The sequence below is a fragment of the Gordonia liuliyuniae genome, assembly GCF_021739025.1.
GTDB lineage: Bacteria > Actinomycetota > Actinomycetes > Mycobacteriales > Mycobacteriaceae > Gordonia > Gordonia liuliyuniae.
In genome coordinates, this window is sequence record NZ_JAKKOT010000002.1 from 772,110 (window position 1) to 796,666 (window position 24,557).

Consider the following 24,557-nt stretch of genomic DNA (forward strand, 5'->3'; position numbering starts at 1 on the left):
AAACTACAGACCGAAGGGCTCTTAAGTGGCCGCCACTGACAGTGCTGACCCCGCCATCCGGCGACTCGTAATCGTCGAGTCTCCGACGAAAGCGCGCAAGATCGCGGGGTACCTCGGCGCGAACTACGTCGTCGAATCGTCACGTGGACACATTCGGGACTTGCCGCGAGGCGCCGCCGACGTGCCCGCCAAATACAAGGGGCAGCCGTGGGCGCGCCTAGGCGTGAACGTCGACGACGGGTTCGAGCCGCTCTACGTGGTCTCGGCAGACAAGAAGTCGACAGTCTCCGAACTCCGGGCGTTGATGCGCGACGTCGACGAGCTCTATCTCGCGACGGACGGTGACCGCGAGGGGGAGGCCATCGCCTGGCACCTCCTCGAGACGTTGAAGCCGAAGATCCCGGTGAAGCGCATGGTGTTCCATGAGATCACCAAGCCCGCGATCATCGCCGCCGCAGAGAACCCGCGCGACCTCGACACCGACCTCGTCGACGCGCAGGAGACCCGGCGCATCCTCGACCGCCTGTATGGGTACGAGGTGTCGCCGGTCCTGTGGAAGAAGGTGATGCCGAAGCTGTCGGCGGGACGCGTGCAGTCGGTCGCGACCCGAGTCATCGTCGAACGTGAACGCGAGCGCATGGCATTCGTCTCGGCCGACTATTGGGACATCGCCGCGACGATGGATGCCGGAGCGGACGCGAAACCGCGAACCTTCTCCTCACGCCTGGTCAACATTGACGACGAGCGGGTCGCCACCGGACGCGACTTCGGCTCGGACGGCAAGATCAAGAAGGCGACCGGCGTCACCGTGCTCGACGGCGCCCGTGCGAACGCGCTCGCCGCCGGACTCGAAGGCGCCGCGCTCACGGTGACGTCCGTCGAGGAGAAGCCGTACACGCGCCGCCCGTATGCGCCGTTCATGACGTCGACCCTCCAGCAGGAGGCCGGCCGCAAACTGCGTTTCACGTCCGACCGGACGATGCGCATCGCGCAGCGGCTGTACGAGAACGGCTACATCACCTACATGCGTACCGACTCGACAACCCTGTCGGAGTCGGCGATCGACGCGGCGCGCGCTCAGGCCCGCGACCTGTACGGCGACAAGTTCGTGCACTCCTCGCCGCGCCAGTACACCCGCAAGGTGAAGAACGCGCAGGAAGCGCACGAGGCGATCCGCCCTGCGGGCGAGTCGTTCCGTACGCCCGGCCAGGTCGCCTCAGCGCTCGACACCGACGAGTTCCGCCTGTACGAACTGATCTGGCAGCGCACCGTCGCCTCCCAGATGGCCGACGCCCGCGGCACCACCATGAGTCTGCGGATAAGTGGACGCGCGGACACCGGATTGAAGCCTGGCGGCGAAGAGGTGACGTTCGCGTCGTCGGGCCGCACCATCACGTTCCCGGGCTTCCTGTCCGCGTATGTGGAGAGCGTCGACGAGCAGACCTCCGACAAGTCCGACGACGCGGAGAGCCGTCTCCCGAACCTGACCGAAGGCCAGTCGCTGACGGCGTCGACGCTCGTCGCCGACGGACACTCGACCAACCCGCCTGCCCGTTACACGGAGGCTTCGCTGGTCAAGGTCCTCGAAGAGCTCGGCATCGGTCGTCCGTCGACGTACGCGTCGATCATCGGCACCATCCAGGATCGCGGTTACGTGGTCAAGAAGGGCAACGCGCTCGTCCCGTCGTGGATCGCGTTCGCCGTCGTCGGACTGCTGGAGGGCTACTTCAACAGTCTCGTCGACTACGACTTCACCGCGTCGCTCGAAGACGACCTCGACCAGATCGCGTCCGGCGACCAGGATCGGACCCGTTGGCTCACCGAGTTCTACTTCGGTGACGAGGCGCAGCAGTCCGGCGACGACGCGGCGGGCGCCATCGCACGCAAGGGCGGGCTGAAGAAGCTCGTCGGCGTCAACCTGGAGGGCATCGACGCCCGCGAAGTGAACTCGATCAAACTGTTCGAGGATTCCGAAGGTCGGACGGTGTCCGTCCGGGTCGGCCGGTATGGTCCGTACCTGGAGCGGAACGTCGCAGGCCCGGACGCCGAACCCGATCTCAAGCGAGCCAACCTGCCGTCGGACATGACGCCTGACGAGTTGACTCTCGAAGTGGCCGAGAAGCTGTTCGAGACACCGCAGGAAGGGCGCGAACTCGGCGTCGACCCGGTGACCGGACACCGCATCGTCGCCAAGGAGGGCCGCTTCGGCCCCTACGTCACCGAGATCCTCCCCGAGGATGAACCGGAGGACGACGACGGGTCGGCCGGCACGCCCGTCCCGACCATCCCGGCAGGTCCGACACCCCGCGATGGTGGCGAGGGCGGGGTCCCGGCCGGCGACGCCGTCGTAGCGCTCGACGACGTACCGTCCGGCGGAGTCACGACGGCGACGTCGACCGTGAAGAAGGCCGCCAAGAAGACGGCTAAGAAGACGGCTAAGAAGGCCGCGAAGAAGGCAGGCCCCAAGCCGCGGACCGGTTCGCTGTTCAAGTCGATGGAGATCTCGACCGTCACGCTCGACGACGCGTTGAAACTCCTGTCGCTGCCGCGTGTGGTGGGTGTCGACCCGGAGTCGAACGACGAGATCACTGCGCAGAACGGCCGGTACGGTCCGTACTTGAAGAAGGGGACGGACTCGCGGTCGTTGACGTCCGAAGACCAGCTCTTCGAGATCACACTCGACGAGGCGTTGAAGATCTACGCGGAGCCCAAGCGACGCGGTCGCGCCGCTGCCGCACCGCCGCTGCGTGAGTTCGGCAAGAACGATGACGTCAGCGGTGGCGCGATGGTCATCAAGGACGGTCGCTTCGGTCCATACGTGACCGATGGCGAGACCAACGCGAGTCTGCGTAAGGGCGACGAGGTCGCTTCCATCACGCCCGAACGTGCGATGGAGCTGCTCGCCGACCGCCGAGCTCGAGGCCCGGCGAAGAAGGCTGCCAAGAAGACAGCCAAGAAGAGCCCGGCCAAGAAGACCGCAGCGAAGAAGACTACAGCGAAGAAGACCACGGCAAAAAAGACTGCAGCCAAGAAGACCACGGCAAAAAAGACTGCAGCCAAGAAGAGCCCAGCCAAGAAGACCGACTGACGCCAGCGGCACCGTCGTGCCCTGGGCACGACTATGCGCTCAGGGTCGGGGTCTGAGCACGAGGTGACGCTCAGGGCACGAACCGGGCAGGTGGTGCGCGACGGGCACGAACCGGGCAGGTGGTGCGCGACGGGCACGAACCGGGCAGGTGGTGCGCGACGGATCAGTCGGACGAGGTCGGGGAGTTGACGTCGATGTCGGGGCGGGCGAGCAGCGTCTCGATGCCGCGGCCGCGGAGTTCGACGCCTTCGCCGATCGCCCAGTGCGCGGCTTCGGTGTCGCTGGCGAGGAAGGCGGCGCGGGCCGAGCCGAGGACGCGAGTCGGCTCGTCCTTCGCGAGTTCGGTCAGACGCGCGGCCTCATTCACCGGGTCGCCGATCACCGTGTACTCCAGACGCTGCTCGGAACCGATGTGGCCGGCGACCGCCTTGCCCGCGGACACGCCGATGCCCATGTCGACGTCGCCGAGACGTCGGTCGAGTTCCACGCGCAGGTCACGCGCCGCAGCCAGCGCAGCACCCGCGAAGTCTTCCTGATCGAGCGGCGCACCGAAGATCGCGAGGGCCGCGTCACCCTGGAACTTGTTGACGAAACCGCCGTGGCGTCCGACGACCTCGACGACGACCTGGAAGAACTCGTTGAGCAGCTCGACCACCTCGCGTGGCGGTCGGTTGACCGCCAGACGTGTCGAGCCGACGATGTCGACGAACAAGACGCCGACATAGCGTTCCTCGCCGCCCAACTCGGTACCGGTCTCGATCGCGCGCCGAGCGACGTCCTCGCCGACGTAACGGCCGAACAGGTTGCGCAGTTCCTGACGTTCCCGAACATCCGACACCATGTCGTTGAACCCGGCCTGCAATGACCCGAGGTCGTTGCCGTCATACACCTTCACAGCCACGTTCAGGTTGCCCGCACGGACCCGGGCGAGAGCGATCCGCAATTGCTTGATCGGGTCGGTGATCGAGCCGACGAGACGCGTGATCGCGAGGAGCCCGAAGACGAGCGCAGCCGAAGCCATCCACAGGATCGGGCGTTGCAGGCCCTCGGCGTCGGTGTCGATGAACTCCAGACGTTGCAGCGTGATCAGCGCGATGATGACGAGCATCGGGACCGCGACGGTGACCGCCCAGAACGAACTGATTCGGGTGGTGATGCCGGGCGCGTGGACGCTGTCGGGATCGTTCGCCATCGCCGCGACCGTGATCGGGCGAAGGACGCGTTCGGATTGCATGAACGAGAGCACGCCGGTCACCAGACCGCCCACCACGCTGGCGAGCGCCACCAGAGCCGCGTCCTTGCCGGACGTGTTGCTCCAGTTGATCAGGGCCAGGAGGGTGCCGCCGATCGCCCACAATGCGAGGTTGGTGATGGTCAACAGCGTCGGCAACCGGAGTGCGCGTCGACGGGCCGCCCCGTCATCGAGCCGCGACCTGCGTCGGTGCCAGATCAGCACGGGCAGACTCAAGCGAGTCACCACGTACATTCCGACGAGGACGGCGATCACCAGATACACGGCGAACGCGATCTGGTTGGCGCCGTTGGCGTCGCCGATGGAGAAGGCGTCGGCCGGCGGCATGCCCCAGCGCAGGAAGGCGAACGTGAACAATGCGCCGATGAGATTCGCACGGAGCAGGTCGAGGGCAAGAATCGGCCACGGCGTATGAGCCAACCAGCGCAGAGTGTGCGCGGGCCTGGCGAGCCCGAAGCGTCGTGCAACCACGAAGTCCACGGTAGCCGCCTGCTTGCAATTGTTAAACGACGCGCGGTTGGCCGGTCGTCTGAACTGGGGCTTAGGCTGGCATGTGTGACTAATGTCTTCGACCGCATGATCGGACAGGACGTGCTGGCCGCCGAGCTGCGGGATGCGGCGACGTCGGCGAGGGCGGTCGCGGCACGCTTGGACGAAGCCGCCGACGGCGCCGTGTCCATGTTCAGCGACGACCCGCTCGATGAGCTTCCGGTCGGCGTCCGCGAATCGATGACACACGCCTGGCTGTTCACCGGTCCGCCCGGGAGCGGCCGCTCGGTGGCGGCGACGGCGTTCGCGGCCGCGCTGCAGTGTCTGGACCCCGACCGGGTCGGCTGCGGCGAGTGCCGGGCCTGCACGACGACGATGGGCGGTACGCACGGCGACGTGCGGCACATCCAGCCCGACGGCTTGTCGATCTCGGTCGGGCAGATCCGTCACATCGTGTCACTGGCTGCGCGACGCCCGACGACGGGACGCTGGCAGATCGTCGTCGTCGAAGACGCCGACCGCCTCACCGAGCACGGCGCTAACGCCTTGCTGAAGGCCGTCGAGGAACCGCCGGAACGCACGATCTTCCTGCTCTGCGCTCCGTCGGTGGCGCCCGAAGACATCGCGATCACGCTGCGCTCGCGGTGCAGGCACGTCGCGCTCACCGCACCGGCGAGCGACCAGATCGCGAAGGTGTTGATCGAACGCGACGGCATCGACCCGGAGCCCGCGCACTGGGCGGCATCGGTGTCGGGCGGGCACGTCGGCCGGGCCAAACGTCTCGCCACCGACCCGATGTCCCGCGAACAGCGAGAGCAGGCCCTGAGCCTCGCGCGTGCGGCGACGCGTGACTCGACCGCGTTCGCGGCCGCCGACCGACTGGTCAAGACGGCGATCGAGACCGCGGACGCGATCAGTGCCGAAGTCGACGCCGCCGAGACCGACGAGCTGATGACCGCGCTGGGCGCGGGCGGCACCGGAAAGGGGACGGCGCGCCCGCCCCGCGGAACCGCGGGCGTCATCAAAGAACTCGAGAAACGTCAGAGGTCGCGCAAGACTCGTCTGACGCGCGACGTCCTCGACCGCGCCCTCGTCGACCTCGCCGCTCTGTTCCGCGACGCGTTGTCGCGGTCGCTGGGCGCGCAGGTGACCCTCATGCACCCCGACAAAGAGCACGACGTCATCGCGGGCATGGCCGGTTACGCGTCACCGGAGAAGCTCCTCGCCTGCATCGAAGCGGTCCTCGAATGCCGGGACGCCCTCGAGAAGAACGTGAAGCCGAAGTTCGCGGTCAGCGCGATGGTCGTCCGAATCGGCGATCAGCTCGCGAGCAGGCGGTAGCGCGACGGGAGTCAGCCGAGCTGCGGGGCCACCTTGTCGGCGACCAGCGCGAGATGGTCCAGATCGTGGAGGTCGAGTACCTGCAGGTAGAGGCGGGTGACGCCGACCTCGCGGTACGACTCGATCTTCGCGACGACCTCGTCGACGGTGCCCGCCGCGCCGTTCTCGCGGAGTTCGGAAGGCTCCCGACCGATCGCGTCCGCGCGCCGCGCGACATCGGCGTCGCTCTCGCCGCAGCACAGGACGAGGGACGCCGAGTACACGAGTTCGTCGCTGTCGCGCCCGACGCTCGCACAGGTCGTGCGGACGCGGTCGTACATGGCGACGACGGTCTCGCGGGGCGCGAACGGGACGTTGAACTCGTCGGCGAACCGGGCGGCCAGCGCCGGGGTCCGGCGCGGACCGAGGCCACCGATGATGATCGGTGGGCGGGGCGACTGCGTCGGCTTGGGGAGCGCAGGCGAGTTCGCGACGGACAGGTGTCGGCCAGCGTAATCGAACGTCTCACCCGCAGGCGTGGTCCACAGGCCGGTGACGATCTCGAGGGTGTCTTCCAGACGGTCGAAGCGTTCACCGAGGTTCGGGAACGGGATGCCGTACGCCGAGTGCTCGGCGTCGAACCACCCCGCACCGAGACCGAGGTCGATACGGCCGCCCGACATCTGATCGGCCTGCGCCACGGAGATGGCGAGCGGTCCTGGGTGGCGGAACGTGGCCGACGTGACGAGAGTGCCGAGCCGGATCCGCGATGTCTGCAACGCGAGACCTGCCAACGTCAACCACGCGTCCGTGGGACCGGGGAGACCGTCGCCGTCGCCCATCGCCAGATAGTGGTCGGACCGAAAGAAGGCGTCGTACCCGAGGTCTTCGGTGGCGCGGGCGACGGCGAGCAGGTCGTCATACGTCGCGCCCTGCTGGGGCTCAGTGAAGATTCGAAGGTCCATGACAGGTCATGGTTCCACCAGAGGTGTGCGGGCGGTCAGAGGGGGCCGTCCGCGGTCAGGCGTCGCCCGGCTCCTCCTGTGCTGACTCCTTCTGTGCTGATTCCCTCTGCGCCGATTCTTTCTGGGCGCCGTCCTCGCCGTCGTGTTCGGCGAACACGTCGTCGCCGCCTGCGCCTTCGAGGACGGTGAGCTCGTTGTCGATCGCCGCGGTGAACTCTTCGGCCTTGTGTTTGATCTTGTCGATGAACTCGGACATGGCAGGCTCCTCGGTGCGGGACGGACTGGTACCACCGATTGTATGGGTGGCACGGAGCCTAAGCTGGTGAAGCCTCATCCGAATTCGAGAGACGCGAGGAGATTCCACAGTGGCCGATCGAGCGTCACGCGGATCTGATCTCGCGCTCGTGTTCGTCGGCGGCGCCGCGGGGACGGGGCTGCGGTGGCTGGCGGAGCAAGCGTGGCCTGCCCACGACGGGCAGTGGCCGGTCGGCACCTTCGTGGTCAACGTGACCGGTGCATTCGTGCTCGGCGTCCTGCTCGAGACGTTGGTCCGCCTCGGCCCGGACGACGGTGCGCGACGGCGGTTCAGGCTCGCCGTCGGGACCGGGTTCTGCGGCGCGTTCACCACCTACAGTGCGTTCGCGCTGGAATTGAGCCTGCTCGGCAAAGGAGGGCACGTCGCGCTCGCGCTGCTGTACGCACTGGTCAGCGTGTGTGTCGGCATCGTCGCCGCGTGGGCGGGGATGCGCGTCGCTCGTCGGGTCGTGCGCCTGCATGGCGGTGCCGTGTGATCCCCGCGCTGGTCGTCGTCGCGGGCGCGCTCGGATCGGTCCTGCGGTTCGTCGTCGACGATGCGTCCCGGCAGCGGTGGCCGGCTGCCTTCCCTGGTCCCGTGTTCGCGATCAATGTGACCGGGTCGTTGCTCATCGGCGTGGTTGCGGGCGTCGTGATGTTTCACGGTGCGTCGTCGGACTGGTCGGCGGTGGTCGGCACCGGCTTCTGCGGTGGGTACACGACGTTCTCGACCTCGGTGCTGGACACGGTCCGGACCGGCGGACGCCGCGGCCTGCTGTACGCGATGCTCACGTTGGTCGGGTCGGTCGGGGCGTGCGCGATAGGTCTGGCCATCGCCTGGTCGGTGTGACCGTCGGGCTCGTCGGGACTTAGGCGAACGATGCGAGGACTGCGGGCGTCACGAACCGTTCGATGGTCTCGCGTTCGTCCGGGCCCGCGGGTACGACGAGCAGGGACACGATGACTCGGACGATCCACCTGGCCGCGGCGACGCCCGCTGCCCCGTGGTCGCCGACGAACCGGTTGGCCAATGTCTCGATCGCGGACGACGAGAGCGCGAGTTCGCTCGCCAAGCCCGCTCCGGCGGGAGAGAACCACGCCGACAGCGCGGGATCGGCACGGACTTCGGTCAACGCGAACAGGATCGCCTCGGTGAGTCGGTCGTCGGGCGCCGTCAGGTGCGCGGTCCGGTTCGTGACGGCCGCCCCGATGGTGAAGGCGATCTGCTCCACGTACGCGAGTTGCAACGCGGTACGGCTGTCGAAATGCCGGTACAGGGTGGCGCGGGAACAGCCGACCGCCGCCGCGATCTCGGACATGGAGGCGTCGGCCCCGTGCTGCGCGAACACGTCGCCTGCGATCGCGAGGATCCGGTCTCTCGCCGCGGAGCGGCGGGCGCCCTGAGCCCAACTGCTGCGATCTGGGTGACTGGTCATGGCGTGAACGGTACCGACGTCGGTCTGCGCACGTAGTTGCCGTCGGCCCATTCGATGCGGTCGACGTCTACCTCGAAGTCCGGGCATCGGGCCAGGAGCTCTTCGAGTGTGACGAGGGCCTGCATGCGCGCGGCTGCTGCGCCGAGGCAGTGGTGCATGCCATGACTGAAGGTGAGGATGTTGCGGGGCTTTCGTCGTACGTCGAGACGTTCGGCGTCCGGGCCGTACGCGTGCTCGTCCCGATTGGCCGACCCGTAGCAGAGCAGGACCTTTCGTCCGGTGGGAATCGTGACGCCGTGCAGTTCGACGTCGCGTGTCGTGGTGCGGGCGAGCCCCTGTACCGGGGAGGTGAGACGCAGTAGTTCGTCGATCGCGTCGGGTAGCCGGTCCGGCTCGTCGAGCAGGATGTTCCGTTGATCGCGGTGGGCGGTCAGCAGCGCCGACGATCCGCCGAGCATGCCGGTCGTCGTGTCGTTTCCGCCTGCGACCATGGTGAAGGCGAACGCCAGGATCGACAGGAGGCCTGCGGGGTCGGTTTGCGGGTCGTCTGCGATTCCGGCGGCGACGAGATGCGAAACGGTGTCGTCGCCGGGCTCGGCGCGCCGGAGTTCGATGAGTTCGGCGAAGTAGCCGGTGAGTTCGAGCACCGCGTCGGCGGCCGTGGTCATGGCGGCGCCGAGGTCGCCGCCGGGGTTGGCGCCGACGATCGCCTCGGTCCAGGCGTCGAACCGGCGACGGTCGACTTCCGGGACGCCGAGATAGTGCGCCACCACCATGCTCGGCAACGGTTTGAACAGGTCGGCTGCGATGTCGCCGCCGCCGTCGGCTTTGAGTGATTCGATTCGTTCGACGACGAACTCGCGCACCAACGGTTCGAGTGTCACCACCTGGCGCGGAGTGAACCCGCGCGAGACGAGCCGGCGGAACTCGGTGTGTGCGGGCGGATCCTGCATCACCATCGGCGGATTGTCGCTGAGACCGATCGTCGCCAGCTCGCCATAGGTGACGGTGAGTCCCTGCGCGGACGAGAACGTCTCCCAGTCCTTGGCGGTAGCGGTGACGTCGGCGTGGCGCGTCAGCACCCAATAGTCGTCGAACGGAGCGGTGGACGGCACCACGTGGTGGACGGGGTCGTCGCGCCGCAACGCCGCGTACATCGGGAACGGGTCCCGCCACGTGGGTCCCGACCGAAGTGCGAAACGCGGTGACGAATCTATATCCATGTCGCAATAATGAGACAGATAGTAGAAAGTGTCAACCAGACGTGAGCCGCCTAGGAGAATCGGTGGACGGTGTTGGTGTCTCCGGGGGCTCCGGGGCCGCAGGGCGCGGAGGGGCCGACGGGTCCGTCGGCGACGCTCACTATCGGTACCGTGACGGGCGGCGAGACCGCCGATGCATCCTTGTCGGGTGAGTCGCCGAACCAGATGCTCAGTCTGGTGCTGCCGCAGGGCGAGAAGGGTGAGACCGGCGGCACCGGTCCGGTGTCGACGGTGCCGGGTCCGGCCGGTCCGGCGAACCATCTGTCGATCGGTACGGTCGTCGAGGGTCCGGCGGCCGCGACGATTACGGGGACGTCGCCGGGGCAAGAACTGAACCTGTCGATCCCTCCCGGACCGAAGGGTCCTACTGGTCCGGCCGGTGAGGTGTCGGAGGCGGAACTGAATCAGGCTGTCAGTGATGCGGTGGCGGCGCTATCGATGGGTCGCCGACGGCGCTCGATACCCAGTCGGTGTTGGCGGCGGCGCTCGGCAACGACCCGAACTTCGCCGCGACGATAGCGGCACAGATCGGCGCGAAGGCCGCTACGAGGAGGTTCGAGCGGGGCGTCAGACTTCAACGGGACGCCGACGCTGTCGTTCTCGGTTGGCGCGGGTGGCGCGCAGGCACTGAACTCGGACAAGGGTGGGCCGAAGCCGGGCAGGCGATAACGGTGACGGGGATCGGGTCGGGCCTGTCGGCGGCGGGCGGCGCCGGCACGACGAGCGGCCAGAACGGTGCAAGTCCTGGCAACTCGACGTTTGAGCACGTCGTCTATACCGGCGGGGCGGGCGGTGCCGGTAATGCTGGTTCGCCGACCGCTCCGGGCGCAGCGGAAGTGGGCGGTAAAGATGGCATCTTCGGTTCTCGTACGCGTGGCGCGGCGGGAGCACGCGGACAGGCGTGGTGCCGGTTCCGATCTTGGTCCTGACTGTCTACGAACTCGCCCGCCGCCTCACGACTAAGGAACGGGGCGACTTCGTAGTCTCTCCAGAGGGCGATCTTATGGTTTGAGAACCCGAAAGCTCTCAGGGGGATCCGAAGGGACTGTGACCTGAGAGGTCGTGCTCGTGGACGAGGGTGAGTAACCCTTCGTGTCGTCCGACGCGGTTTCGTCTCCGCATCCTGACAACGTCAGGATTGTTGTGGCAGCGATCATCGCCAGGGAGAGCTTGCTGTCCATATTTTCCAGTCGCCTTCCGGATAGAGATGGTAACCAATCATTAGCGTTTCCCCGTCGACGTAGCGCTCCCCTTCGGCAGCATGTCGCTACAATCCGGCGACGCCTCCACCTCTATTCATGTTCGTGATGACGTGCCTACCGTCCACTTCTTCGACAGAGAAAGTGGCTCGCAGGGACCCGCTCTTTTCGCCCACAGAAACAATGCGTGAGTCGTAAAGCCGTTCAACACGCATGTCGTCAGGGTTTAGTGAGGTAAACTGGTGCTTATCTCGTTCCTCCTGGGTATATCCCTCTACGCCGGACGTGCCGTTCTCGCGAAGGTGGCGATCAAACTTCTCTGCAGACTTGGCCGCTTCAATAATGTCGGTCGAATTAGTCAGCTGAGGGATGTGCTCGTATCGTGCTTCAGAAACCGCACCAATAAGCGAACTGACGACCTCTCGTGACTTTTCGTCGGCCTTCTCTTCTGTACTGTTTCGCGTGTAGATGAGATAGCGGACGATCAGCACGCACGCCAGCACGACCGCCGCTACTGTCACAACAAGCTTCTTCCTGTAGGTCATCGCTGAAACCTTCCGTTGGTCGCTAATCTCGCCGCTCGTCGCTAACCCAATCTGGACACCTGGTCATTCCGACGCAGTAGGCCGTCTTTACCCCTAATGGCCCGTTGACCTTCTCGCCATAGTATTCATCGTGATACTGGTCCGATGTGGCCACGGCCACTGCTACTTCTTCAACGACCTTACAGTCGCTTCTGTTGCAGATTCGACGCTTAACCGTGTTCCGATATTCGAGGCCGTCGAGGTCACTATTCGGTCCGACTTGAGAGTCGGGCGACTCCAGGATGGCCTTGATCACCTTCTCGTTTCGGATATTGTGCTTCCAGCGCGATGGGGTGTTCGCTGCAGCGGGCGTCGCAGATGGTCGACGCGTTCGCCAACGCGATGCGCGCCGCGCAGATCACTACCCCGCTCCGGGCGGCGCACTGGTGCGCGCAGATCGGCTACGAGTCCGTCGGACTGCAGTACATGTCGGAGATATGGGGGCCGGCCGCCGCGCAGCGCGGATATGAGGGGCGCGTCGACCTCGGGAACACGCAGACCGGCGACGGCTACCGGTTCCGCGGGTCTGGCCCCATTCAACTGACTGGCCGCCACAACTTCGGGGAGTTCTCCGAGTGGTGTTTCAGCAAGCGATACACGACGGACCCGCAACGGTTCGTCAAGAATCCTGACCTCGTCCGCAACGACCCGAAGTGGGGATTCCTCGCGGCGTCTTGGTACTGGACTGTCGCCCGCCCGCAGCTCAACAACCTCGCCGACGCGGACGACCTGAACGGTGTCACGCGGGCGATCAACGGCGGCCACACCGGCATCGAGGAACGCCGCGCACGTCTGGTCCGGTGCAAGGCGCTCGGGTCGGAACTACTTCCCTCAACGACCGTAGGAGGTCTCAGCATGGATGTCAGCAGCGACGACTTTCCGCTGGCCGATCCTCGCCCTGTGGACGCTCGAACCGATCGCGCGCGGCATCGACTACGTGACCGGTGACCTACCGGGCACGACGTCGAGCCTGACGTTCGTCGGGACGGCGATGCCGCTGCAGTTGTGGAGTGTGCTGTTCCTGGCTGCAGGGATCACGGTGGCGGCGGGGTTCCTCGGGCGCTGGCCGAACATCACCATCGCCGGGCTGCACGTCATGCGGTGCACGTATGCGGCGCTCGCTATCGGGTTGATCGTCAAGTGTGTCGAGCGGGGCGGAGACGGGTTCCGCACCCCGATGATGTTCGCTATCTTCGCGGCGACGTGCTGGTCGGCGGCGCTCGGCTACCTCAACCAGACGCGGACCGAGCGGGCGCTGAAGGCCGCCTCGTGAACGCGCCGGATGGGCTGCCGAGCTGGCTCGTTCTGGTGTTGTTTCTGCTGTTCGGTTCTCCGGCGCTGTGCTCTAAGTCGGCGGCGAAGCTGCCGTCGGTGTTGGGTGCGGGGGCGCGGTGGTGGCAGGCGCGGCAACCGGACAACCAGGTCGAGGCTAGGCGGTCCTCCTCGTATGAGAAGCAGGAGGCGGAGATAGCGCGTATCAGCCGCCAGTACGACCGGGTTAATGAGGACTTTGAGGAGCTGTCGGAGCGGGTCGACGGCTGGGAGAAGAAGCTGACCGAGACGAACCGCCGGTTCTTCGCGGCGCTGTCGTATATCCGGTACCTGGTGGCGACGATTCTGCGACTGGACCCTGGGCACTCGGTTGAGCCTCCGCCGGAAATCCTGCGAGACTTCCTGTAGCACCGAACCTGTAAGGTTGCGGTTTACGACTGTAACCTCGGGTGGCTCGCGGTGAGAGCCTACGGATGGAACGAGGGCCAGATCGTCGACGCCGCAGCCGACGTGCTCCGCGAACTCGCGGAGCGCGTCGCCGACGGCGAACCCATCAAGAAGGTCGCCGCCGACCTCAACGAGCGCGGCATCCCTACCGTGTCCGGCCGTCCGTGGTCGTCGCGCACGATCAGCCGATCCGTCACCAGCCCGCGCGCCGTCGGACTCCGGGAGCGCAACGGCGAACTCACCTCCGACCCCGACGTCGACCCAATTCTCGACGTCGCTCTGTGGGAGCGGGTACGCGACCGCATCAACGACTCTGACCGCAAGCGGTTCACGCCGCAGCGGCGGCAGAGTCCCCTTCTCGCGGACGTGCTGCGCTGCGCGTCATGCGGCCGCCCCATGTACCTGACGGGCGTCAACTACATGTGCGGGGCGGGCGCGTGCCCTGAGCCGCTCACGATCCGCAGGCGATCGCCGAGACCGAAGCGTCTGAGCGGGTGCTCGTGCGGATCACATCGGGGCCGTGGCTCGACGCACTCCGCCCCGTCGCCGAACAATGAGCGGCACACTGGCGGATGGTCGTTGAGGACACGCACCAGCGGATGGTCCGGCTCGCGGAAGAGTTCGGGTCGGGCGGACCGCAGGAGGCATTCGACGCGGGGATGGTTGCGGCACGCCGCACCCTCGCCGACGCCGAGCGGCATCTCGCGACGCTCGCCGCTGTCGACGGGCTGCCCGCGCTCACGGAGGAGTCTGTCGTCGAGTGGTGGGTAGACACCGCCACCGAGGATGACCGGCGCGCGGTGATCCGGTCCGTCGTCGACACGATCGTCGTCAACGAGTCGGCTGCACCCCGCGGCGACCGCCTCGTCTTCAACTGGCGCGGGTTCAACTGGCGCGGGTTCAGCTAAGTTCCGCTCAATATGGTCGGCAAATGGTCACTCGCGCTGCGCCGGAAACGAAGAATGCAGGCCAGAAGGATTCTCTGACCTGCATTTCTGCGGAGCCGCCTAGGAGAATCGAACTCCTGACCTATTCATTACGAGTGAATCGCTCTACCGACTGAGCTAAGGCGGCGTGCTGCCTCGCGGCAGCCCGGATGATGTTACCGACTCGATGCCGGTGGGGGCAAAACGGGGGTCAGCGCGGCTCGTTCTGCTGTCGTCGCACCTTCTCCGATGCGACGAGAGCGGTGGCGTCGGAGGTCGTCAGCTCGATGCCGAACACGTCCTGCAGGACCGTGGCGAGGTCGTCGGCATGCACATGCTGCGCTGTCGGCACGCCGTCGGGCGTCACGGTCGTCAAGGAGTCGCCGTCGAGCGTGTAGTGCGCGTCGACGGTGAACCGTTGGACGAACAGGCGTGCGGTGAACGGCGAACCCGGCGACGTCGACACGAAATGGCTGCCGACCCGGTAATCGATCGGGAACTGGGGATTCAACGTGAACGTGTGGCGATCGATCCACCCGTCCTCGGTGGCATGCCAGAGGATCCAACGGTCGGTGCCGAAGAGATCGCCGACCGGCTCGGTAGTCAGACGCAGACGCCAGCCGTCCTGATCGACTTCGACGCCGTCGCGCAGCTCGATCGGTTCGAGCGGCCCGCGGCCGAACCCGACGTCACAGAGGTACCGGCGCTCATCGATCTCGACGACGATCAACGCGTGAGTCGGCGGACGGGACGACGGGTCACCACCGAGGGTGACTCGTCCACTCAACGCTGTGAATCCGAAGCCGATCTGCTCCAAGACCGCCGCGAACAGAGTGGCGTGCTCGAAGCAGTAGCCGCCCCGCATCGAGTCGACCAGCTTGTGCTGCAACGACTCCGAATCCAGCGGGACGTCACGCCCCACCATGATCTCGAGGTTCTCGAACGGAATCGACGTCGTATGCCCACGATGCAATGCGACGAGCGTGGCGAGGCTCGGCGTCGGATCGCCCTGGAACCCGACCCGCGCGAGATACGCGGGCAGGTTTACGTCGTCGCCGTGCCACATCCTCATACGGCCCATTGTGAACGTCTTCCGCGGCGGAAGACCTACTTGGTGACGCCTTCGATGCGGGCGGCGTCGGCGACAGCCTTGGCGACGGCGGGCGCCACACGCGGATCCAGCGGACTCGGCACGATGTGGTCGGCCGCGAGGTCGTCGCCGACCACGCCGAAGATCGCCTCCGCGGCAGCGAGTTTCATGCCCTCAGTGATGCGGCGGGAGTCAGCGTCGAGCGCGCCGGCGAAGACGCCGGGGAAGGCGAGGACGTTGTTGATCTGGTTCGGGAAGTCGCTGCGGCCGGTCGCGACGATCGCCGCGTGCTTCGCGGCGACCTCCGGGTGGATCTCCGGGTCCGGGTTCGACAACGCGAACACGATCGCGTCGGCGTTCATCGACGCGATCGCCTCCTCTGCGACCGTGCCCGCCGAGACGCCGAGGAACACGTCCGCGCCGGCGAGCGCCTCCGCCGCGCCGCCCGACAGTTCGCGGGGGTTCGACCACGACGCCAGATCAGCCTTGAACTCGTTGAGGTCGTCTCGGTGGCCGCCGATGATCCCCTTCGAGTCGAGGATCACCACGTCCGGGACGCCCGCCGCCTGCAGGATCTTCGCGCACGCGACACCTGCGGCGCCCGCACCGGAGATCACGACCTTGAGTTCTCCGATGTTCTTGCCGAGGTGCGTCAACGCGCCCTTCAACGCGGCGAGCACGACGATCGCCGTGCCGTGCTGGTCGTCGTGCATCACCGGACAGTCGAGCGCCTCGATGACCCGTCGCTCGATCTCGAAGCAACGGGGAGCCGAAATGTCCTCGAGGTTCACTGCGCCGAAGCTCGGGCGCAGACGGATCAGCGTCTCGACGATCTCGTCAGGATCCGTGGTGTCGAGCACGATCGGAATCGAGTTGAGGCCTGCGAACGTACGGAACAGTGCCGACTTGCCCTCCATCACCGGCAACGATGCGCGCGGTCCGATGTCGCCGAGCCCGAGAACGGCAGTGCCGTCCGAGACGACGGCGACCAGTCGATCGGTCCACGTGTACTTGTCGACGAGGTCGCGCTCGGCGGCGATCGCCCGCGACACCTGCGCGACGCCCGGCGTGTACGCGATCGACAGGTCGCGCTGCGTGTCGATCGGCGACCGGAGCTCCACCGACAGCTTGCCGCCCTCGTGCGCGAGGAAGATCTCCTCATTCGTGATAGGCACGTCCGCGAGGCTCGGCTGGCTCGTCGCGCTGTCATTCGATGGACTGGTCACACTTGCTCCTCGATCTCCGGAAACACCGGACGTACTGGGACACGAAAATGTGCGTTCAGCGTATTTCGTGAACGGCCGAAGGAGTGAGCCGAACCACTGTTTGTGAGTGAACTGACAATCTACCGGCGGGTACTCGTTCGCCGCGCACACCCTGCTGCGATAGTATCCATCTTGTGTCTATGACGTATTCAGCGGCGGATCGGGTCTATGCCGACGTGAAGGAACTGATCCTCACCTGCGAGCTTCCCGGTGGGGAACTCATTAGCGAGGGTGAGATCGCACAGCGTTGTGAGGTGAGCCGCACTCCGGTACGTGAAGCATTCCTCCGGCTGGCTGCCGAAGGCTGGATGCGTCTGTATCCCAAGCGCGGCGCACTGGTGGTGCCTGTCGGTGACCAGGAGTCGCGTGACGTTCTCGAGGCGCGCGTGCTCGTCGAATCGCACGCCGTACGTTCGGTGGTCGGCACGCCGTCGACGCTCGCTGCGCTCGGCGCGCGACTCGACGAGAACCGTCGAACGCATCAGGCGGTGGACCCGTCCGACGCCGCCGAGTTCGCCAGACTCGACGCGCAGTTCCACCAACTGATCGTCGCCGCCGACGGCAACGCCTTGCTCGGGGACTTCTACACGTCCCTCGGGGAGCGGCAGCGACGGATGACGGCGGCGCGGCTGCATCTCGGCCGTGAGGTCGTCGACCGCATTCACCACGATCACACCGCACTCGCGGCGGCGATCGCCGACGGCGACGCCGACGGGTTCGCGGGACTGTTGGCGGCCCACCTGGCCGGTGTTCACGACGTCGACGGAGGAGTTCGATGACCACGCTGCGCAACGCCGGTTGGCCCGCGGTCTGCCTCGCCGTGTTCGCGGCGGCGTGGGGCGGCAATGAGTTCACGCCACTGCTGGTCATGTATCGCACGACGACAGACATCGCACCGGTCGTCGTCGACGTCCTGCTGTTCACCTACGTCCTCGGTATCGTCCCGGCGCTCCTGATCGGCGGACCGCTGTCGGACCGGTACGGTCGCCGTCCGCTGATGCTGCCCGCGCCGGTGATCGCCGCGGTCGGCTCGGCGCTGCTCGCCGCCGGGGCCGACTCGGTGCCGCTGCTGGTGACCGGACGCATCGCCAGCGGTGTCGCGTTGGGGCTGGCGATGGCCGTCGGCGGCAGTTGGATCAAGGAGCTGTCCGATGCGGACGGTGCGAGCGTGACGGCGGGAGCGCGGCGTGCCGCGCTGAGTCTGACGGCCGGATTCGGCGTCGGTGCGGGCGTCGCGGCGATCCTGGCGCAGTGGGCGCCCTGGCCGGGACAGCTCTCCTATCTGATCAACATCGTGTTGTCCGGCATCGCATTCGCAGCGCTCCTGCGGGCGCCGGAGTCGCACCCGCCGCGCGACACAGGCCGCAGCCTCGGGCAGGACCTTCGTGTCCGGTCCGCGCGGCACCCACGCTTCTGGTTGCTCGTCGCGCCGGTCGCACCGTGGGTGTTCGGCGCATGCGCCGTCGCCTACGCCGTGATCCCCACCTTCATGACCGACGAGACATCGAACTGGGCGATCGCGTTCGCCGGACTGTGCTGCGTCGTCGGCCTGGCCGCAGGCTTCCTGATCCAGACGGTGGGCAAGCGACTCGACAAACCCGGATCGCCGCGGACGGGCGTCATCGCGCTGCTCTTCGTCGCGGTCGGACTCGGCTCGGCGATCGTGGCCGCCGCGAACCACGCGGTCGCGATGGCATTGGTCTCGGCCGCCATCCTCGGCTGCGGCTACGGGATGGCGCTGATCTCCGGGCTGCTCGAAGTTCAGCGGATCGCCCGACCAGACGAACTCGCCGGACTGACCGCCGTCTTCTACGGGCTCACCTACCTGGGTTTCGCGTCACCGGCCGTCATCGCCGCCGTCATGGAGCGCTTCGAATTCATCGGATACGGTGAGATCTTCGGATTCGGCGTCGCGATGGCACTGCTGGCGGTGGTCGTGATGGTGATCGGCAACCGCACCGGGATGGCGGGACCGCACACGATGCGAAGTCACGTCACCGACGTCGAGTTGACGCACGAGGAGTCGGCATCGAGCCGCTGACGATCAGGATGGACCGGTGGTGGCCGACTGCAGGCGTTTCGTCACTCTCACGTGGCAATGCTGGTTGTTCGCGGTCGGATCCGTGTTCTTCGCCGTCGGGACCGCGCCCGGCTTCCCGTCCGTCATGGGCGCCGCCGTCACCAACATCCTGTGCTTCGTCGGTTCGTGGTTCTTCACCGCCGCCGGACTGATCCAGCTCATCCTCGCCGACCCCGGCGCCGGACGGTGGTCGTCGGCCATTCAGTCACTCGGGACCGTCCTGTTCAATGTGAGCACCGGAAGCGCGGTGTGGGCGCACGCCGTGCACACGGAGCGGACCGACGTGTGGGCGCCCGACGCGCTCGGATCGCTCGGCTTCCTCGTCAGCGGCGGCCTCGCACTGCTTCTCGTCCAGGCGTGGGCTCCGCGCTCGCGTGACTGGCAGGCCACGTGGATCAACATGATCGGCTGCCTGGCATTCGCAGCGTCGGCCGTCGGCGCCTTCGTCCGCACGACCGGGGTGACGGCGGACGCACTGCTCGCGAACGTCGGAACGTTCATCGGTGCGCTGTGCTTCCTCGTCGCGGCGTTGATGATCCTGCCGCGCTGGAGCACACCGCACTAGCGCTGTCGGTTCTCGCGGGCCGGACTCACTCGTCGTCGTCGGGGAAACCGTTCGGGTTCTTCGACTGCCAGCGCCACGTGTCCGCGCACATGTCGTCGATCGTGCGGGTCGCCGTCCACCCGAGTTCGGCGTTGGCCTTCGACGGGTCGGCCCAGTAGGCGGGCAGGTCACCGGGGCGACGCGGCACGATCTCGTACGGTATGTCGCGGCCGCTGGCACGCCCGAACGCGGCGATCACCTCGAGCACGGACACGGCGTGGCCGCTGCCGAGATTCCACACCGACAACGGCTGGTCGCCGACGGTGATCTTCTCGAGCGCGGCGAGATGTCCGGCCGCGAGGTCGTCGACGTGGATGTAGTCGCGGACGCCCGTGCCGTCCGGGGTGTCGTAGTCGTCGCCGAACACCGACAACTTCTCGCGACGTCCCACCGCCACCTGCGAGACGAACGGCATCAAGTTGTTGGGTAGCCCGTTGGGATCCTCACCGATCTCACCGCTCGCGTGCGCGCCGACCGGGTTGAAGTAGCGCAGCAGCGCGATGCGCCACGAGTCGTCGGCGACCGCCAGGTCACGCAACACCTGTTCGATCATCACTTTGGTCCACCCGTACGGGTTGGTCGCCGACGTCGGCATGTCCTCAGTGCGCTCCCGGACCGGGTTCTCGCCGTACACGGTGGCCGACGACGAGAACACGAACGTGCGCACACCGTGCTTGGCCATCGCCGCAAGGACCGAGAACGTGGTGTCGAGGTTGTTGCGGTAATACGAGAGAGGCTTCGCGACCGACTCGCCGACGGCTTTGAAACCGGCGAAGTGGATCACGGCGTCGACCTGCTCGTCGGCGAACACCCGCTCGGTCGCGATCTCGTCGGTCAGGTCAACCGTGTACACGGTCACCGGCGAACCAGACAGGGCGACAAGCCGTTTGACGATGCTCGGCTTGGCGTTGCTGAAGTCGTCGGCGATCACGACGTCGTGCCCGGCAGCCTGGAGCTGCAGGACGGTGTGCGAGCCGATGTAGCCGGCGCCGCCGGTGACGAGAACGCGCATCAGGATCCTTCTCGGTCGAGGATGTTCTGGGTCTGTGCATACGACGCTTCCACACCGTCCTTGACGGGCGCCCACCAGTCGCTGTGACTCCGGTACCAGTCGATCGTGGCGGCCAACCCGGACGCGAAATCGGTGAACCTGGGCGACCAACCGAGCTCGGTGCGCAGGCGTGTCGAATCGATCGCGTACCGGCGGTCGTGGCCTGCCCGATCGGTCACGAAGTCGAAGGCGTCGCGCGGACGGCCCAACGATTCCAGGATCGATTCGACGACAGTCCGGTTGTCGACCTCGCCGTCGGCGCCGATCAGGTACGTCTCACCCGGCTGTCCGCGCTCGATGATCGTCCACACCGCGTCGTTGTGGTCGTCGACGTGGATCCAGTCGCGGACGTTGCGGCCGTCGCCGTACAGCTTCGGTCGAATCCCGGTCAGCACATTGGTGATCTGCCGGGGAATGAACTTCTCGACATGCTGGTACGGACCGTAGTTGTTGCTGCAGTTCGAGATGGTCGCGACGACTCCGAACGAGCGCACCCACGCCCGGACCAGCAGGTCGCTGCCCGCTTTCGTGGAGCTGTACGGACTCGACGGGTTGTACGCGGTCTCCTCGGTGAAACGCGCGGGATCGTCGAGGTCGAGATCGCCGTACACCTCGTCGGTGCTCACATGATGGAGTCGAACGCCGTGGCGGCGTACCGACTCGAGCAGCGTGTACGTGCCGACCAGGTTGGTCTGCACGAACGACGACGGGTCGGCAAGCGAATTGTCGTTGTGCGACTCTGCCGCGAAGTTCACCACCACGTCCGCAGCGGCCACCAGCGGGTCGACGACGGCGGCGTCGGCGATGTCGCCGCGCACCACGTGGACCCGGTCGGCGACAGGCGTCAATGTCGACGGGTTGGCCGCGTACGTGAACTTGTCGAGCACGGTGATCGACGCGTCCGGTCGGGTCTCGAGGGTGCGCAGCACGAAGTTCGCGCCGATGAAGCCGGCGCCGCCCGTCACCAGGACTCGCATGGATCTCCTTCGTCGTGAACGTCTCGACTCCGTCCGACCAGCAGGGGCGTCGATCGCCAGGGATCGATCAGCCGAGTGGTCGATCAGTGCCGGGACCGTGAACGACTCTACCGATAGGGTTGCGTCATGCGCGGAATCATCCTCGCGGGCGGCACCGGCTCGCGACTGCACCCGATCACGCAGGGCGTGAGCAAACAGCTGGTCCCCGTGTACGACAAGCCGATGATCTACTACCCGCTGTCGACGTTGATGCTGGCGGGTGTCCGCGAGGTCCTGGTGGTGACGGCTCCGCACGATCGTGCATCGTTCGAGCAGTTACTCGGCGACGGATCGCAGTTCGGCATTGACATCACGTACACCGTGCAGCCCGAACCGGAGGGGTTGGCGCAGGCGTTCGTGCTCGGCGCCGACCACATCGGCGACGAGACGGCGGCCCTCGTCCTCGGGGACAACATCTTCTACGGGCCCGGCCTCGGCAACCAGTTGCGCGGTTACGGAGACGTCGACGGCGGCGCGATCTTCGCCTACCGTGTCGCCGATCCGACGGCGTACGGCGTCGTCGAATTCGACGACGCGGGCCGAGCGATCGCGCTGGAGGAGAAGCCTGCGCGGCCGACGTCGCGGTACGCGGTGCCCGGCCTCTACTTCTACGACAACGATGTCGTGGAGATCGCGTCCCGCCTGCGCCCGTCGGCGCGGGGCGAGTACGAGATCACCGACGTCAACGCCGAGTACCTGCGACGCGACAAGCTGCATGTCACGGTGCTGCAGCGGGGCACCGCCTGGCTCGACACCGGCACCTTCGACTCGCTCCTGGACGCGAGCAACTTCGTCAGGACCGTCGAACAGCGGCAGGGCCTCAAGATCGCGGTGCCCGAGGAGATCGCGTGGCGCCTCGGCTACATCGATGACGCGCGGCTGCGTGACCTCGCCCAGCCGCTCCTCAAATCCGGTTACGGCGCATACCTCTTCGACCTACTCGACCGCGGACGAGAACTGTGATGCGGGTTCGACCGCTGAGCATCGACGGCGCGTGGGAGTTCACGCCCGTCCAACACGGCGACGACCGCGGCGTCTTCCTCGAAGCGTTCAAAGCGGATGTGCTCGCCGAGACGATCGGCCACCGGTTCGACCTGGCGCAGGTGAACACCTCGGTGTCGGCTGCAGGCGCGCTGCGCGGCATCCACTTCGCCGACGTCCCGCCCGGACAGGCCAAATACGTGACATGCGCGGTCGGTGCCATCGTTGACGTCATCGTCGACATCCGTGTCGGTTCACCGACGTTCGGGGAGTGGGATGCAGTGCTTCTCGACGACGTCGACCGCAGGGCCGTCTACCTCGCCGAAGGGCTCGGGCACGGCTTCTGCTCCCTGCACGACGGCTCGACCGTCACCTACCTGTGCTCGACCGGCTACAACCCGACAGCCGAACACGGGGTGAACCCTCTCGATGAGGAGTTGGGCATCGAGTGGCCGACCGTCGGCCGCGACGGTGCACCGCTGCACTATGAACTGTCCGGGAAGGATACCGCCGCACCGTCGTTGGCGCAGGCGCGGACTGCCGGGCTGCTACCGGAATTTCCAGCACACATGCGGTAAGCACTCGGCCGAAATACCCGATTCCCGGAGAATACGTGCTGGTAATTCTCGGCCGTGTGTCTACAGAGTCGGATACCGCGGTAGTTCGGGCGTGAACAGCCAATCCCGCCACAGGTCCTTCAGCGACTCAGAGGTGAACGTCGACGCGAGCGCGATGAAGTCTTCGGTGGTCGCACACTGATATCGGTACTTGTCGGTCCACCGCCGCAGCAGTGCGAAGAACTCGCCGTCGCCCAGCCGGAGCCGCAGCGCGTGCAGAGTGAGAGCTCCGCGTTTGTAGACCCAGTCGTCGAACATGGTGCGGGGGCCGGGATCGGCGAGCGGTGTCGTGAACCTCGTCTGCTGCAACTTCTCGTAGTAGTGGCGGCCCCATTCGTCGGCGGACCGGCCACCGCTGTGCTGACTCCACAGCCATTCGGCGTAACAGGCGAAGCCCTCGTGCAACCAGATGTCGCGCCACCGGGCGCCGGTCACCGAGTTCCCGAACCACTGATGGGCCAGTTCGTGGGCTACGAGCCGTTCATGGTCGAGGGAACCGTCGCAGTGATTGGCTCCGAACGTGGAGAAGCTCTGCGCCTCCAACGGAATGTCCAGTTCGTCCTCGGTGACGACGGCCGTGTACTGGGGGAACGGGTACGGCCCGAACATCTCGGTGAACGCACCGACCATCTGCACCTGGTGCGCGAAGCTCACGTCGAAGCGCTTCGACAGCGACGGTGGGACCAGCGCGTGCACCGGGACCGGCGACGTCGCCAGGGTCCGATGCTCGTACTGGCCGATCTGGATGGACGCGAGATACGTCGACATCGGCTCCACCTGGTCGTACATCCACGTGGTCTGCGCGGCGCGGCGCTGCTTGGACGCGAGCCGCCCGTTCGCGAGCACGTAGTACGCACTGTCGGTGGTGACCTCGATGTGGAACGACGCCTTCGCCTCGGGGTGGTCGTCGCACGGGAACCACGACGGGGCGCCGTCCGGCTGGTTCGCGCACAGGGCTCCGTTGTCGAGCTCCTCCCAGCCGACGTCGCCGAACGGTCCGCGCACCGGCCGGGGCGTGCCGCCGTAGCGGACGAGGATCGACATGACGCCGCCCGGCGGGATCGGCGAGCCCGGGGTGATCGAGAGCTTGTCTCCGCGATGCGAGTAGCGGGCGCGGGAACCGTTCACGGTGACCCGGTCGACGCGCATCGACGTCGCGAGGTCGAGGGCGAACCGCGTCAACTCCTGGTACGAGGTGGCGGAGATCGTCGCCGTGCCGGACAGACGGTTGCTGGCGACGCGATAGCCGAGTTCGAGAGCGTATCGCGAGATCCGGTAGCCGAGATTGCCGCTGTGCGGCATGTACGGGTCGAGCTCGT

25 protein-coding genes, 1 tRNA gene and 1 pseudogene are annotated in these 24,557 nt (G+C 66.6%); 15 read left to right on the plus strand and 12 right to left on the minus strand.

The genetic code is table 11. The annotated features are described in order from the left end of the window. Window positions 1-25 precede the first annotated feature (25 nt). The gene (gene topA / locus L5G28_RS04605) at window positions 26-3,088 is read left to right on the plus strand and encodes a type I DNA topoisomerase (RefSeq protein ID WP_237000479.1); all 3,063 of its coding nucleotides are present in this window, start codon (window positions 26-28) and stop codon (window positions 3,086-3,088) included. A 163-nt stretch (window positions 3,089-3,251) separates the two neighbouring features. Here the strand turns inward: topA and L5G28_RS04610 are convergent, their stop codons facing one another. Continuing rightward, a complete protein-coding gene (locus L5G28_RS04610; protein ID WP_237000480.1) occupies window positions 3,252-4,811 on the minus strand; it encodes an adenylate/guanylate cyclase domain-containing protein in 1,560 nt (519 codons plus the stop codon). Window positions 4,812-4,895: 84 nt separating this feature from the next. Here L5G28_RS04610 and L5G28_RS04615 point away from each other — a divergent pair, with 84 nt between their 5' ends. Continuing rightward, a complete protein-coding gene (locus tag L5G28_RS04615) occupies window positions 4,896-6,170 on the plus strand; it encodes a DNA polymerase III subunit delta' (protein ID WP_236997912.1) in 1,275 nt (424 codons plus the stop codon). An 11-nt stretch (window positions 6,171-6,181) separates the two neighbouring features. Here L5G28_RS04615 and L5G28_RS04620 read toward each other — a convergent pair whose 3' ends face one another. Both L5G28_RS04620 and L5G28_RS04625 read right to left on the minus strand, forming a co-directional pair. Further along, the gene (locus tag L5G28_RS04620) at window positions 6,182-7,114 is read right to left on the minus strand and encodes an LLM class F420-dependent oxidoreductase (RefSeq protein WP_237000481.1); all 933 of its coding nucleotides are present in this window, start codon (window positions 7,112-7,114) and stop codon (window positions 6,182-6,184) included. Between the two features lie 55 nt (window positions 7,115-7,169). Next, window positions 7,170-7,370: a hypothetical protein gene (locus L5G28_RS04625; RefSeq protein ID WP_237000482.1), complete on the minus strand. Its 201-nt coding sequence runs from the start codon at window positions 7,368-7,370 to the stop codon at window positions 7,170-7,172. A 109-nt stretch (window positions 7,371-7,479) separates the two neighbouring features. On the opposite strand from L5G28_RS04625, the gene crcB reads away from it, so the two are divergent. Next, entirely contained in the window at window positions 7,480-7,905 is a 426-nt protein-coding gene (crcB, locus tag L5G28_RS04630; RefSeq protein WP_237000483.1) for a fluoride efflux transporter CrcB, read from the plus strand. Beyond that, window positions 7,902-8,258, plus strand: a complete 357-nt coding sequence (locus L5G28_RS04635; protein WP_237000484.1) for a fluoride efflux transporter FluC — start codon at window positions 7,902-7,904, stop codon at window positions 8,256-8,258. The genes crcB and L5G28_RS04635 overlap by 4 nt, the downstream gene beginning before the upstream one ends. Window positions 8,259-8,277: 19 nt before the next feature. Here the strand turns inward: L5G28_RS04635 and L5G28_RS04640 are convergent, their stop codons facing one another. Together L5G28_RS04640 and L5G28_RS04645 are read right to left on the minus strand one after the other, a co-directional pair. Next, on the minus strand, window positions 8,278-8,844 hold the full coding sequence (locus L5G28_RS04640; protein ID WP_237000485.1) for a TetR/AcrR family transcriptional regulator: 567 nt from the start codon (window positions 8,842-8,844) through the stop codon (window positions 8,278-8,280). After that, window positions 8,841-10,067 carry a cytochrome P450 gene (locus tag L5G28_RS04645; protein WP_237000486.1) on the minus strand — a complete coding sequence of 409 codons (1,227 nt, stop codon included), beginning with the start codon at window positions 10,065-10,067 and terminating at the stop codon, window positions 8,841-8,843. Before L5G28_RS04645 ends, L5G28_RS04640 begins: the two co-directional genes overlap by 4 nt. 512 nt (window positions 10,068-10,579) lie before the next feature. Here L5G28_RS04645 and L5G28_RS04650 point away from each other — a divergent pair. Continuing rightward, window positions 10,580-11,035 carry a glycine-rich domain-containing protein gene (locus L5G28_RS04650; RefSeq protein WP_237000487.1) on the plus strand — a complete coding sequence of 152 codons (456 nt, stop codon included), beginning with the start codon at window positions 10,580-10,582 and terminating at the stop codon, window positions 11,033-11,035. A 338-nt stretch (window positions 11,036-11,373) separates the two neighbouring features. On the opposite strand, the gene L5G28_RS04655 is transcribed toward L5G28_RS04650, so the two are convergent. Next, a complete protein-coding gene (locus L5G28_RS04655; protein WP_237000488.1) occupies window positions 11,374-11,850 on the minus strand; it encodes a hypothetical protein in 477 nt (158 codons plus the stop codon). 327 nt (window positions 11,851-12,177) lie between these two features. On the opposite strand from L5G28_RS04655, the gene L5G28_RS04660 reads away from it, so the two are divergent. The 5 genes and pseudogenes from L5G28_RS04660 (at window position 12,178) to L5G28_RS04675 (ending at window position 14,516) form a co-directional block, all read left to right on the plus strand. Then, window positions 12,178-12,837 carry a glycoside hydrolase family 19 protein gene (locus tag L5G28_RS04660; RefSeq protein ID WP_237000489.1) on the plus strand — a complete coding sequence of 220 codons (660 nt, stop codon included), beginning with the start codon at window positions 12,178-12,180 and terminating at the stop codon, window positions 12,835-12,837. Further along, window positions 12,827-13,162 carry a hypothetical protein gene (locus tag L5G28_RS04665; protein WP_237000490.1) on the plus strand — a complete coding sequence of 112 codons (336 nt, stop codon included), beginning with the start codon at window positions 12,827-12,829 and terminating at the stop codon, window positions 13,160-13,162. Before L5G28_RS04660 ends, L5G28_RS04665 begins: the two co-directional genes overlap by 11 nt. Further along, window positions 13,159-13,569: a hypothetical protein gene (locus L5G28_RS04670; RefSeq protein WP_237000491.1), complete on the plus strand. Its 411-nt coding sequence runs from the start codon at window positions 13,159-13,161 to the stop codon at window positions 13,567-13,569. The genes L5G28_RS04665 and L5G28_RS04670 overlap by 4 nt, the downstream gene beginning before the upstream one ends. 102 nt (window positions 13,570-13,671) lie before the next feature. After that, window positions 13,672-13,905 (plus strand): annotated as a pseudogene (locus L5G28_RS19480) (recombinase family protein); the annotation flags it as partial. A gap of 275 nt (window positions 13,906-14,180) precedes the next feature. Beyond that, window positions 14,181-14,516 (plus strand): hypothetical protein, encoded by a 336-nt coding sequence (locus L5G28_RS04675; protein ID WP_237000492.1) that lies wholly within the window; start codon window positions 14,181-14,183, stop codon window positions 14,514-14,516. 93 nt (window positions 14,517-14,609) lie between these two features. Here L5G28_RS04675 and L5G28_RS04680 read toward each other — a convergent pair. The 3 genes from L5G28_RS04680 to L5G28_RS04690 form a co-directional block, all read right to left on the minus strand. Continuing rightward, window positions 14,610-14,682, minus strand: a tRNA-Thr gene (locus tag L5G28_RS04680). Between the two features lie 63 nt (window positions 14,683-14,745). Further along, the gene (locus L5G28_RS04685) at window positions 14,746-15,606 is read right to left on the minus strand and encodes an arylamine N-acetyltransferase family protein (RefSeq protein WP_237000493.1); all 861 of its coding nucleotides are present in this window, start codon (window positions 15,604-15,606) and stop codon (window positions 14,746-14,748) included. A 35-nt stretch (window positions 15,607-15,641) separates the two neighbouring features. Next, window positions 15,642-16,799 carry an NAD(P)-dependent malic enzyme gene (locus L5G28_RS04690; RefSeq protein WP_372477167.1) on the minus strand — a complete coding sequence of 386 codons (1,158 nt, stop codon included), beginning with the start codon at window positions 16,797-16,799 and terminating at the stop codon, window positions 15,642-15,644. Between the two features lie 230 nt (window positions 16,800-17,029). Here L5G28_RS04690 and L5G28_RS04695 point away from each other — a divergent pair, with 230 nt between their 5' ends. Genes L5G28_RS04695 through L5G28_RS04705 form a run of 3 tightly spaced genes read left to right on the plus strand, consistent with a single transcriptional unit; the run spans window position 17,030 to window position 19,534 of the window. Continuing rightward, entirely contained in the window at window positions 17,030-17,668 is a 639-nt protein-coding gene (locus L5G28_RS04695; RefSeq protein WP_237000495.1) for a GntR family transcriptional regulator, read from the plus strand. After that, window positions 17,665-18,930 (plus strand): MFS transporter, encoded by a 1,266-nt coding sequence (locus L5G28_RS04700; RefSeq protein ID WP_237000496.1) that lies wholly within the window; start codon window positions 17,665-17,667, stop codon window positions 18,928-18,930. The genes L5G28_RS04695 and L5G28_RS04700 overlap by 4 nt, the downstream gene beginning before the upstream one ends. A gap of 19 nt (window positions 18,931-18,949) precedes the next feature. After that, entirely contained in the window at window positions 18,950-19,534 is a 585-nt protein-coding gene (locus L5G28_RS04705; RefSeq protein ID WP_237000497.1) for a hypothetical protein, read from the plus strand. Window positions 19,535-19,559: 25 nt separating this feature from the next. Here L5G28_RS04705 and galE read toward each other — a convergent pair whose 3' ends face one another. Both galE and rfbB read right to left on the minus strand, forming a co-directional pair. Next, complete coding sequence (galE, locus tag L5G28_RS04710) at window positions 19,560-20,585, minus strand: UDP-glucose 4-epimerase GalE (protein ID WP_237000498.1); 1,026 nt, start codon at window positions 20,583-20,585, stop codon at window positions 19,560-19,562. Beyond that, the gene (gene rfbB / locus L5G28_RS04715; RefSeq protein ID WP_237000499.1) at window positions 20,585-21,601 is read right to left on the minus strand and encodes a dTDP-glucose 4,6-dehydratase; all 1,017 of its coding nucleotides are present in this window, start codon (window positions 21,599-21,601) and stop codon (window positions 20,585-20,587) included. Before rfbB ends, galE begins: the two co-directional genes overlap by 1 nt. A gap of 126 nt (window positions 21,602-21,727) precedes the next feature. Here rfbB and rfbA point away from each other — a divergent pair, with 126 nt between their 5' ends. Together rfbA and L5G28_RS04725 are read left to right on the plus strand one after the other, a co-directional pair. Beyond that, on the plus strand, window positions 21,728-22,603 hold the full coding sequence (gene rfbA / locus L5G28_RS04720; RefSeq protein ID WP_236997898.1) for a glucose-1-phosphate thymidylyltransferase RfbA: 876 nt from the start codon (window positions 21,728-21,730) through the stop codon (window positions 22,601-22,603). Next, the gene (locus L5G28_RS04725) at window positions 22,603-23,199 is read left to right on the plus strand and encodes a dTDP-4-dehydrorhamnose 3,5-epimerase family protein (protein WP_237000500.1); all 597 of its coding nucleotides are present in this window, start codon (window positions 22,603-22,605) and stop codon (window positions 23,197-23,199) included. Before rfbA ends, L5G28_RS04725 begins: the two co-directional genes overlap by 1 nt. A gap of 60 nt (window positions 23,200-23,259) precedes the next feature. Here L5G28_RS04725 and L5G28_RS04730 read toward each other — a convergent pair whose 3' ends face one another. Next, complete coding sequence (locus L5G28_RS04730; RefSeq protein ID WP_237000555.1) at window positions 23,260-24,540, minus strand: M1 family metallopeptidase; 1,281 nt, start codon at window positions 24,538-24,540, stop codon at window positions 23,260-23,262. Window positions 24,541-24,557: the final 17 nt, after the last annotated feature.

Coding starts and splice junctions, on each gene's coding strand:
- L5G28_RS04645 (WP_237000486.1), bottom strand. CDS start 10,067: ATGGATATAGATTCGTCACCGCGTTTCGCACTTCGGTCGGGACCCACG.
- L5G28_RS04700 (WP_237000496.1), top strand. CDS start 17,665: ATGACCACGCTGCGCAACGCCGGTTGGCCCGCGGTCTGCCTCGCCGTG.
- L5G28_RS04620 (WP_237000481.1), bottom strand. CDS start 7,114: ATGGACCTTCGAATCTTCACTGAGCCCCAGCAGGGCGCGACGTATGAC.
- L5G28_RS04695 (WP_237000495.1), top strand. CDS start 17,030: ATGACGTATTCAGCGGCGGATCGGGTCTATGCCGACGTGAAGGAACTG.
- L5G28_RS04625 (WP_237000482.1), bottom strand. CDS start 7,370: ATGTCCGAGTTCATCGACAAGATCAAACACAAGGCCGAAGAGTTCACC.
- L5G28_RS04730 (WP_237000555.1), bottom strand. CDS start 24,540: ATGCCGCACAGCGGCAATCTCGGCTACCGGATCTCGCGATACGCTCTC.
- rfbA (WP_236997898.1), top strand. CDS start 21,728: ATGCGCGGAATCATCCTCGCGGGCGGCACCGGCTCGCGACTGCACCCG.
- L5G28_RS04660 (WP_237000489.1), top strand. CDS start 12,178: ATGGGGTGTTCGCTGCAGCGGGCGTCGCAGATGGTCGACGCGTTCGCC.
- galE (WP_237000498.1), bottom strand. CDS start 20,585: ATGCGCGTTCTCGTCACCGGCGGCGCCGGCTACATCGGCTCGCACACC.
- rfbB (WP_237000499.1), bottom strand. CDS start 21,601: ATGCGAGTCCTGGTGACGGGCGGCGCCGGCTTCATCGGCGCGAACTTC.
- L5G28_RS04640 (WP_237000485.1), bottom strand. CDS start 8,844: ATGACCAGTCACCCAGATCGCAGCAGTTGGGCTCAGGGCGCCCGCCGC.
- L5G28_RS04725 (WP_237000500.1), top strand. CDS start 22,603: ATGCGGGTTCGACCGCTGAGCATCGACGGCGCGTGGGAGTTCACGCCC.
- L5G28_RS04675 (WP_237000492.1), top strand. CDS start 14,181: ATGGTCGTTGAGGACACGCACCAGCGGATGGTCCGGCTCGCGGAAGAG.
- L5G28_RS04685 (WP_237000493.1), bottom strand. CDS start 15,606: ATGAGGATGTGGCACGGCGACGACGTAAACCTGCCCGCGTATCTCGCG.
- L5G28_RS04655 (WP_237000488.1), bottom strand. CDS start 11,850: ATGACCTACAGGAAGAAGCTTGTTGTGACAGTAGCGGCGGTCGTGCTG.